The organism is Streptomyces sp. NPDC001728 (assembly GCF_040297565.1).
Lineage (GTDB): Bacteria > Actinomycetota > Actinomycetes > Streptomycetales > Streptomycetaceae > Streptomyces.
Genome location: NZ_JBEOZK010000030.1, coordinates 63,683 through 71,957, shown reverse-complemented (window position 1 = coordinate 71,957; position 8,275 = coordinate 63,683). Strand labels below are relative to the sequence as shown.

The following is an 8,275-nucleotide window of genomic DNA, read 5'->3' as shown; positions in this document are numbered from 1 at the left end:
ACGCCAGCGTCAACCACACATCGTCCGCGGCTACTTCGGCGGCCCGCATGTCCGCTACGTCCTGGACGAGAACCCTTTGAGTTTCTGATCAATAGGTCACCCAATTCCGCCGAATAACCAGGTTTGATGTTCGTCAACGCGCACCGGTGGAGCTGCCGGCGGAGTCAGACCTTGATGATTGTGATGCGTCCGCCGCACAGGGTGGTGAGGTCCTCGGGGTCGGAGGTGAGGATCGTGACGGGCCCTGGTGAGGCGAGCGCGGTAGCGGCGAGCATCGCGTCGATGGCGTACTTGTGGCCGTGCAGGCCGGAGTCGGCGAGGAGGGTGGCGGCATGGCGGGCGATGGGCTCGGTGATCGGTTCGATGACGAGTCGGGAGAGCGTCCACTCCAGGGCCGGGCGGTTGATGCGCGGGTGTACCACTTCGACGAGGGTCGCCGCCGAGGTGATTACGCGCAGGTCGTCGGCGCGAGCGAGGGCAAGCCAGCCGGTGACCGTGCGATCACGCAAGGTGGCCTTGGCCAGCCCTTCGCTGTCGAGGACGAGGGTTCCGCCAGGGACCGCGGGGGAGCGGGTCACGCGACGCTCGCCCCGTGCTGTGCCTGCTCGCTTCGCGCCTGGGCGAGCTGATCGCGCAGGGACTGGATCTCCTCGTCCGTGACGGGTCCGTGCTCGGCCTCGGCGACGGTGATGAGTTCGTTGAGGTTGTCGCGTTCGATCTGGCGGGCGACGGCGGCGGCCACGTAGGCGGACAGGCCGGAGGGGCCGCTGCGGGCCTTGGCGGCTTCGGCGATGTCGCGCGGCATGGTGATCGAGTACTTGCCGGTAGGCTCACTCATGATACTTATCCTACCTGTCATCCTCCCTGTTGCGGGTCATGGTCCTCGCGGCGAACCGAGTGGTCTCCACGAATCCCGCGTCCCACAGATGTCCCGCGCGGGCCTGTTTCGAGGGGTCTGGAACGCCTCACTCAGTAGGTGAGTCGGAGGTGAAAGCGCGGGTCACGGGTGTGTAGATGAGGGAAGGCCGAGAAGCGCAACGCACATGGGCCGTGTGCGTTCTGACATGAACAAAGAAGCCCCTGACCTGCATTTCTGCAGGTCAGGGGCTTCTTAAGCACTTCTCGCGAAGTGCCCCCGGCAGGATTCGAACCTGCGCACACGGCTCCGGAGGCCGTTGCTCTATCCCCTGAGCTACGGGGGCGTGCGCCGCGTTCGGCGGCGACGGGTTGAACACTACCAGCTCCTGGGGAGTGGCTGTGAACAGGTATTTCCGGGGCGTCACCAGGGGTTGGGTCCCCCGCACGGGTCAGAAGTGGGCAAAACCCGGACGCGGTCGTTCTGGGCGGCCTACTCTCGTTCGTGTGTCAGGCGTGTCCGGTCGGGTGCTCGTTGTCGATGACAACAAGGTGATCCGGCAGTTGATCAGGGTCAATCTCGAACTTGAGGGGTTCGAGGTCGTGACCGCGGCCGATGGTGCCGAGTGTCTGGATGTCGTGCACCGGGTCCGTCCCGATGTCGTCACCCTCGACGTCGTCATGCCCCGCTTGGACGGGATCAAGACCGCCGAGCGATTGCGGGCCGACCCGCGGACCAGTCATCTTCCGGTCGCGATCATCAGTGCCTGCGGGGAGCACGAGGTAGCCGGCGGGGTCGCCTCCGGCGTCGACGCCTTTCTCGCCAAGCCCTTCGAGCCCACCGAACTCGTCCGCGTCGTGCGCCAGCTGCTCCACCGCGAGCGCCGCGAGCGCCCCGAGGCCGCCGGATCCGACGGGCCCGACGGGGGAGAGGACCCGGCCGCAGCCGACGACCACCCGATAGGCGACCGCCCCACGGACGACCGGCCCCTCGACGGCCGTACCAGGAACACGTCCGGTCACTGCTGAGGCTGACGCCGAGGGTGACGGTTGACGCGACGGGTGCCCGCATGCCGAAACCGGTTCGCGTTCCCACCCCCCTCCTCCCCTAGGCTTGACCCGTGACCCCCGCGGACCTCTCCCTCACCGTGCTGCACGCCGTGCGTCGTGCGGTCGACGACGGTGCGCTGCGGGTCGACGTGCCCTCCCGGGTCAAGGTCGAGCGGGCCCGGCCCGGTGGTGCGGGGGAGTACGCCAGCAACGTCGCCCTCACCCTCGCCCGGCCCTCCGGACGCAGCGCCCTCGATGTCGCCGGGATCCTCCGGGAACGCCTCCGTGACGTCCCCGGGCTGCGACGCGTCGAGATCACCGGGCCCGGATTCCTCAACTTCACCCTGCGGCGCGACGCCGCCGGCGAGCTCGTCCGGGCGGTACGGGACGCCGGAGCCGCGTACGGCAGCGGGACCGCCCTCGCCGGGACCACCGTCCGCTTCGCCGACCCGACGGACACGACCGGGCCGCGCGCCGCCCTCCTCACCCGGACCGTCGTCCGGCTGCTGCGCACCCAGGGCGCCGACGCCGGGTTCGGCGGCACCGAGCGGATCCACGTACGGGAAGGGGCGTACGACCCCGGCGCCCTCGACGGCCTCGGTACCGACGCCGCCCACTGGGCCCTGCTCCGCGCCGCGCCCCAGGACCGGCCCCTCGACGGACCTCCCCTCCTCGTCCAGCACGAGCGCAACGCCCTCTTCCGGGTCCGGTACGCCCACTCCCGCGTGCGGCGGCTGCTCGTCAACGGCGCACAGCTCGGCGCCGTCCCCTCGTACGACGAGGTACTCGAACCGCCCACTCCCGCTCTCCTCGGCGCCCTCCGCGACCACCCCTCCGTCCTCCTGGCCGCCGCCCGCCACCGCGCCCCCGATCGGGTCGCCCGGCATCTGGAGACCATCGCCGACGCGCTGCTCGCGTTCCAGCACGGTGTTCTGCCGCTCGGCGACGAGAAACCCTCGGCCGCCCATCGTTCCCGGCTCGCGCTCGCCGAAGCCGCCGGGACGGTGCTCGCCGGTGGCCTCTCCGTGCTCGGCATCAGCGCACCCGATCGGATCTGAAAGAGCCAGACATGAGTCGTTCCGCCCACCCCGCAGGGCCCCGTCACGCCGATGTCCTCCCCGAGGGTCACTACTCCGCGCCGCCCGCCGACCTCAACGTCCTCGACCCCAAGGTCTGGGCCCGGACGGTGGAGCGGGACCCGCGCGGTGTCGTCACTCTCGGGGGCATCGGCGTCGACGCCCTCGCCGAGGAGTTCGGCACCCCCGCCTACTTCCTCGACGAGACCGACTTCCGCGCCCGCTGCCGCGCCTGGGCCGAGGCCTTCGGCAAGGACGCCGACGTGTTCTACGCCGGGAAGGCGTTCCTCTCGCGGGCCGTCGTGCGCTGGCTCCAGGAGGAGGGGCTGAACCTCGACGTGTGCTCCGGCGGGGAACTCGCCACCGCCCTCTCCGCCGGGATGCCCGCCGAGCGCATCGCCTTCCACGGCAACAACAAGAGCGAGGACGAGATCCGCGTCGCCGTCGAGGCCGGCGTGGGGCGGATCGTGCTCGACTCCTTCCAGGAGATCGTGCGGGTCGCGCACATCGCCCAGTCCCTCGGGAAGCGGCAGCGCGTGCAGATCCGCGTCACCGTCGGCGTCGAGGCCCACACGCACGAGTTCATCGCCACCGCGCACGAGGACCAGAAGTTCGGTCTCGCGCTCGCCGGCGGGCAGGCCGCCGAGGCCGTACGCCGGGCGCTGAGGCTCGACGGCCTCGAACTCATCGGCATCCACTCGCACATCGGCTCGCAGATCTTCGACATGGCCGGCTTCGAGGTCTCCGCCCGCCGGGTCGTGCGGCTGCTCGCCGAGGTCCGTGACGAGCACGGGGTGGAGCTGCCCGAGATCGACCTGGGCGGCGGCCTCGGCATCGCGTACACCTCCGAGGACGACCCGCGCGAGCCGCACGAGATCGCCAAGGCGCTCGGCGAGATCGTGACGCGCGAGTGCGAGGCCGCCGGGCTCGCCACGCCCCGCATCTCGGTCGAGCCGGGGCGCGCGATCGTCGGGCCCACCGCCTTCACCCTCTACCGGGTGGGCACGATCAAGCCCCTCGAAGGGCTGCGGACGTACGTGAGCGTCGACGGGGGCATGTCGGACAACATCCGCACCGCCCTGTACGACGCCGAGTACAGCGTCAGTCTCGTCTCGCGGACCAGTGACGCCGAGCCGATGCTGTCGCGGGTCGTGGGCAAGCACTGCGAGAGCGGCGACATCGTCGTACGGGACGCCTTCCTGCCGTCGGACCTGGCGCCCGGCGACCTCATCGCCGTGCCGGCCACCGGCGCGTACTGCCGCTCCATGGCCAGCAACTACAACCACGCGCTCCGGCCGCCCGTCGTCGCCGTCCGTGACGGCGAGGCACGGGTCATCGTGCGGCGCGAGACGGAGGAAGATCTCCTGCGTCTCGACGTCGGATGATGAAATAGTCGAGTGATGAAATAGATGTCTCAGGATCCGGACGAGGGGCTGAAACCCCCGTCCGGTGAGTGAGACTGGTTCCACCGTTGAGAACCGCAGAGACTCGAACGTAGAGATACGAAGTAGTACGAGAAAGAGGTCGGATGATGCGTACGCGTCCGCTGAAGGTGGCGCTGCTGGGCTGTGGAGTGGTCGGCTCAGAGGTGGCGCGCATCATGACGACGCACGCCGACGACCTCGCCGCGCGCATCGGCGCCCCGGTCGAGCTCGCCGGCGTGGCGGTCCGCCGCCCGGACAAGGTCCGTGAGGGGATCGCGCCCGAGCTGATCACCACCGACGCCACCGCCCTGGTCAAACGGGGCGACATCGACGTCGTCATCGAGGTCATCGGCGGGGTCGAGCCGGCCCGCACCCTCATCACCACCGCCTTCGAGCACGGCGCCTCCGTCGTCTCGGCGAACAAGGCGCTGCTCGCCCAGGACGGCGTGACGCTCCACGCCGCCGCCGAGCAGCACGGCCAGGACCTCTACTACGAGGCCGCCGTCGCCGGCGCCATCCCGCTGGTCCGCCCGCTGCGCGAGTCCCTCGCCGGCGACAAGATCAACCGGGTCATGGGCATCGTCAACGGCACGACCAACTTCATCCTCGACAAGATGGACACCTCCGGCGCCGGCTACTCCGAGGCGCTCGACGAGGCCACCGCCCTCGGTTACGCGGAGGCCGACCCGACCGCCGACGTCGAGGGCTTCGACGCCGCCGCCAAGGCCGCCATCCTCGCCGGGATCGCCTTCCACACGCGCGTGCGCCTCGACGACGTCTACCGCGAGGGCATGACCGAGGTCACCGCCGCCGACTTCGCCTCCGCCAAGCAGATGGGCTGCACCGTCAAGCTGCTCGCCATCTGTGAGCGGGCCGCCGACGGCGGGTCCGTCACCGCCCGCGTGCACCCCGCGATGATCCCGCTGAGCCACCCGCTCGCCTCCGTCCGCGAGGCGTACAACGCGGTCTTCGTCGAGGCGGAGGCCGCCGGGCAGCTCATGTTCTACGGCCCCGGCGCCGGCGGCTCCCCGACCGCCTCGGCCGTCCTCGGCGACCTCGTCGCCGTGTGCCGCAACAAGCTCAACGAGGCCAAGGGTCCCGGCGAGTCCGCGTACACCCAGCTGCCCGTGAGCTCCATGGGCGAGGTCGTGACGCGGTACCACATCAGTCTCGACGTGGCCGACAAGCCGGGCGTCCTCGCCCAGGTGGCGACGGTCTTCGCCGAGCACGGTGTCTCCATCGACACCGTGCGCCAGCACGTTCGCCAGGACGGAGACGGCGAGGCCTCCCTCGTCGTCGTCACCCACCGCGCGCCCGACGCCGCCCTCTCCGGGACCGTCGAGGCGCTGCGCAAGCTCGACACCGTACGCGGTGTCGCCAGCATCATGCGTGTTGAAGGGGAGTAAGGACCCATGACCCACAAGGGCACCCACCAGTGGCGCGGCATCATCGAGGAGTACCGGGACCGCCTTCCGGTCACGGACACGACGCCGGTCGTCACGCTCCGTGAGGGCGGCACGCCGCTCGTACCCGCTCAGGTCCTCTCCGAGCGCACGGGCTGCGAGGTGCATCTCAAGGTCGAGGGCGCCAACCCCACCGGCTCCTTCAAGGACCGGGGCATGACCATGGCCATCTCCAAGGCCAAGGAGGAGGGCGCGCAGGCCGTCATCTGCGCCTCCACCGGCAACACCTCCGCCTCGGCCGCGGCCTACGCGGTACGGGCCGGGATGGTGTCGGCCGTCCTCGTGCCGCAGGGCAAGATCGCGCTCGGCAAGATGGGCCAGGCCCTGGTGCACGGCGCGAAGATCCTCCAGGTCGACGGCAACTTCGACGACTGCCTGACGCTGGCCCGCAGCCTCTCCGAGAACTACCCGGTGGCGCTGGTCAATTCGGTCAACCCGGTCCGTATCGAGGGCCAGAAGACCGCCGCCTTCGAGATCGTGGACATGCTGGGCGACGCGCCCGACATCCACGTCCTGCCCGTGGGCAACGCCGGCAACATCACGGCGTACTGGAAGGGGTACCGCGAGTACGCCGCCGACGGTCTCGCCACCCACCGCCCGCGCATGTGGGGCTTCCAGGCCTCCGGCTCCGCGCCGCTCGTGCGCGGCGAGGTCGTCAAGGACCCGTCGACGATCGCCACCGCGATCCGCATCGGCAACCCGGCCTCGTGGGACTACGCGATCGCCGCGCGCGACGAGTCGGGCGGCTTCATCGACGAGGTGACGGACCGTGAGATCCTGCGCGCCTACCGCCTGTTGGCGGCGCAGGAGGGCGTCTTCGTCGAGCCCGCCTCGGCCGCGTCGGTCGCCGGTCTGCTGAAGGCCGCCGAGCAGGGCAAGGTGGATCCCGGCCAGAAGATCGTCTGCACCGTCACGGGCAACGGGCTCAAGGACCCCGACTGGGCCGTCGCCGGCGCGCCGCAGCCGGTCACCGTCCCGGTGGACGCGGCTGCCGCCGCCGAACGCCTCGGTCTGGCCTGATCCCACCCCCTTACGGGGCGAAAGCGCTGATCGAAACCCGATCAGGAACGTACATAGGCGCACAGGTTGGCTCGCGACACGCATCGTGCGCCTCCTGTGCGCCCTATGTCGCGGCAGAACCTTCCTTCGATAGGCTGTACCGAACCCGCCCCGACGCATACGCGCGGTGTCGTTGCCGTTGTCGCCCCCGTGGCCGAAACGGCCCCCGGGTTCCCCGAGCAATTCCTCCGCAACACCCGCTGTACAGAAACACCGTTGTCGCAATCAAGGAGAGTCATCGAGCGATGGCCGGTCCAGCGTTCCGCGCCGCCGCCGTACGGGTGCGCGTCCCCGCCACCAGCGCCAATCTCGGTCCGGGCTTCGACGCCTTCGGCCTGTCGCTGGGCCTCTACGACGACGTCGTCGTCCGTGTCGCCGACTCCGGGCTGCACGTCGACATCGCCGGCGAGGGCGCCGAGACGCTCCCGCGCGACGAGAGCCACCTGCTCGTACGCTCCCTGCGCACGGCCTTCGACCTGCTCGGCGGACAGCCGCGCGGCCTCGAGGTCGTCTGCGCCAACCGCATCCCGCACGGCCGCGGCCTCGGCTCCTCCTCCGCCGCCATCTGCGCGGGCATCGTCGCCGCCCGCGCCGTGACCATAGGCGGGGACGCCCGGCTCGACGAGGCCGCCCTGCTGGAGCTGGCCACCGAGATCGAGGGCCACCCCGACAACGTCGCCGCCTGTCTGCTCGGCGGATTCACGCTCGCCTGGACCGAGTCCGGTGCCGCGCGGGCGATCAGGATGGACCCCTCGGATTCCATCGTCCCGGTGGTCTTCGTCCCCGGCAAGCCGGTGCTGACCGAGACCGCCCGCGGACTCCTGCCGCGCACCGTCCCGCACGTGGACGCCGCCGCCAACGCCGGTCGCGCCGCCCTCCTCGTCGAGGCCCTGACCCGCCGCCCCGAACTGCTGCTCGCGGCCACCGAGGACCGGCTGCACCAGGAGTACCGGGCCCCCGCGATGCCCGAGAGCCTCGCCCTGGTCAACCGGCTGCGCGCGGACGGTGTCCCCGCGGTCATCTCCGGCGCGGGCCCCACGGTCCTCGCGCTGGCCGAACACGGGACGGCCGACAAGGTCGCCCGCCTGGCGGGCGAGGGCTGGGCGGCGAACCGGCTCGACCTCGACGCGTCCGGAGCGAGCGTCCTGCCGCTGGCGCCCTAGGCGCACGGCGGACCGGACGCCGGGCAGCCGCCGGGACTGGAGATTGCCGGTGAGGGAGAGGGGGAATGTTTGTCGGAGCCGGTAGTGTTAACCTCAAGTCAGCACCCGGCGCCTTTGTGGCGCGGTGCTGAGTGTCCCCATCAGGGACCACCGATTCTTCCGGGAGCCTCCCCAACTGCCTGAGC

8 protein-coding genes and 1 tRNA gene are annotated in these 8,275 nt (G+C 70.7%); 6 read left to right on the top strand and 3 right to left on the bottom strand.

The genetic code is table 11. From position 1 onward, the window contains the following. Positions 1 to 164: 164 nt before the first annotated feature. The 3 genes from ABT154_RS31715 to ABT154_RS31705 form a co-directional block, all read right to left on the bottom strand. Positions 165 to 578: a type II toxin-antitoxin system VapC family toxin gene (locus tag ABT154_RS31715; RefSeq protein WP_351861509.1), complete on the bottom strand. Its 414-nt coding sequence runs from the start codon at positions 576 to 578 to the stop codon at positions 165 to 167. Then, positions 575 to 838, bottom strand: coding sequence for a CopG family transcriptional regulator (locus ABT154_RS31710; RefSeq protein WP_351861507.1), 264 nt, complete (start codon positions 836 to 838; stop codon positions 575 to 577). The genes ABT154_RS31715 and ABT154_RS31710 overlap by 4 nt, the downstream gene beginning before the upstream one ends. A gap of 292 nt (positions 839 to 1,130) precedes the next feature. Beyond that, positions 1,131 to 1,202 (bottom strand) — tRNA-Arg (locus tag ABT154_RS31705). A gap of 181 nt (positions 1,203 to 1,383) precedes the next feature. On the opposite strand from ABT154_RS31705, the gene ABT154_RS31700 reads away from it, so the two are divergent. The 6 genes from ABT154_RS31700 to thrB all read left to right on the top strand — a co-directional run bounded on the left by ABT154_RS31700 (position 1,384) and on the right by thrB (position 8,090). Then, on the top strand, positions 1,384 to 1,884 hold the full coding sequence (locus tag ABT154_RS31700; RefSeq protein WP_351861505.1) for a response regulator: 501 nt from the start codon (positions 1,384 to 1,386) through the stop codon (positions 1,882 to 1,884). Between the two features lie 92 nt (positions 1,885 to 1,976). Then, complete coding sequence (gene nrtL, locus ABT154_RS31695; protein ID WP_351861503.1) at positions 1,977 to 2,963, top strand: ArgS-related anticodon-binding protein NrtL; 987 nt, start codon at positions 1,977 to 1,979, stop codon at positions 2,961 to 2,963. 11 nt (positions 2,964 to 2,974) lie between these two features. After that, the gene (gene lysA / locus ABT154_RS31690) at positions 2,975 to 4,366 is read left to right on the top strand and encodes a diaminopimelate decarboxylase (protein ID WP_351861501.1); all 1,392 of its coding nucleotides are present in this window, start codon (positions 2,975 to 2,977) and stop codon (positions 4,364 to 4,366) included. Positions 4,367 to 4,512: 146 nt separating this feature from the next. Further along, complete coding sequence (locus ABT154_RS31685; RefSeq protein WP_351861512.1) at positions 4,513 to 5,811, top strand: homoserine dehydrogenase; 1,299 nt, start codon at positions 4,513 to 4,515, stop codon at positions 5,809 to 5,811. Positions 5,812 to 5,817: 6 nt separating this feature from the next. Then, positions 5,818 to 6,888, top strand: a complete 1,071-nt coding sequence (thrC, locus tag ABT154_RS31680) for a threonine synthase (protein WP_317874071.1) — start codon at positions 5,818 to 5,820, stop codon at positions 6,886 to 6,888. A 284-nt stretch (positions 6,889 to 7,172) separates the two neighbouring features. Then, entirely contained in the window at positions 7,173 to 8,090 is a 918-nt protein-coding gene (gene thrB, locus ABT154_RS31675; RefSeq protein WP_317874072.1) for a homoserine kinase, read from the top strand. The last annotated feature ends 185 nt before the right edge of the window (positions 8,091 to 8,275 follow it).

Coding starts and splice junctions, on each gene's coding strand:
- ABT154_RS31710 (WP_351861507.1), bottom strand. CDS start 838: ATGAGTGAGCCTACCGGCAAGTACTCGATCACCATGCCGCGCGACATC.
- lysA (WP_351861501.1), top strand. CDS start 2,975: ATGAGTCGTTCCGCCCACCCCGCAGGGCCCCGTCACGCCGATGTCCTC.
- ABT154_RS31685 (WP_351861512.1), top strand. CDS start 4,513: ATGCGTACGCGTCCGCTGAAGGTGGCGCTGCTGGGCTGTGGAGTGGTC.
- thrC (WP_317874071.1), top strand. CDS start 5,818: ATGACCCACAAGGGCACCCACCAGTGGCGCGGCATCATCGAGGAGTAC.
- thrB (WP_317874072.1), top strand. CDS start 7,173: ATGGCCGGTCCAGCGTTCCGCGCCGCCGCCGTACGGGTGCGCGTCCCC.